Here is a 520-nt window from a genome sequence, read left to right as displayed (position 1 = left end):
CCTATAGGGAGAATAGTTCTCCCCGATACTAAAAGGAAACAAAATTATGTCCAGCTACTCCGCTACTATGATCATTAAAGATATGAACGGTAATCCTACTGCTGCTGGTGGATCATTTGGAAACATTAACTTAGATGGTCGGTTAACCATGCAATCAGCCATCAATGCAGCGAAAGAAGTTTTTAAGAATGAATGTACTGTAAGCAAGCTGGATTATATGGGATTCGCTATCGAGAAAACTGATCGTTTTGTGAACTACAAAAATCCACTGATGATTGATACTAACCTGAAAGCTAACGAAGTGGAATACTTATTATGACAGTTGAAGAAGTTAAAAAAGTACTGGCTGTTCTACGCTATCATAATCATTGCAAGGTGAAGAATGATCCTGATTATGTTGATTCATCCCTGGAGGAAGACCCATTAAACGCAATAAGCCATATGCAACCATTAGCAAAGCGTATGACCGAAAAGAATAGACCGGACTATATCGGAAATAAAATTTAAAAAGTACTTGCAT

At 37.3% G+C, this 520-nt stretch carries 2 protein-coding genes; both read left to right on the top strand.

Annotation, left to right across the window (positions count from 1 at the left end; all coding sequences use genetic code 11):
- Positions 1-46: 46 nt before the first annotated feature.
- Positions 47-319, top strand: a complete 273-nt coding sequence (locus tag Y887_RS19835; protein ID WP_046965666.1) for a hypothetical protein — start codon at positions 47-49, stop codon at positions 317-319.
- Complete coding sequence (locus Y887_RS19830) at positions 316-507, top strand: hypothetical protein (protein WP_046965665.1); 192 nt, start codon at positions 316-318, stop codon at positions 505-507. The genes Y887_RS19835 and Y887_RS19830 overlap by 4 nt, the downstream gene beginning before the upstream one ends.
- The last annotated feature ends 13 nt before the right edge of the window (positions 508-520 follow it).

The organism is Xanthomonas pisi DSM 18956 (assembly GCF_001010415.1).
GTDB classification, from domain to species: domain Bacteria; phylum Pseudomonadota; class Gammaproteobacteria; order Xanthomonadales; family Xanthomonadaceae; genus Xanthomonas; species Xanthomonas pisi.
Note: the sequence above shows the minus strand (reverse complement) of the source record. Positions and strands in the feature narration are given on the sequence as shown.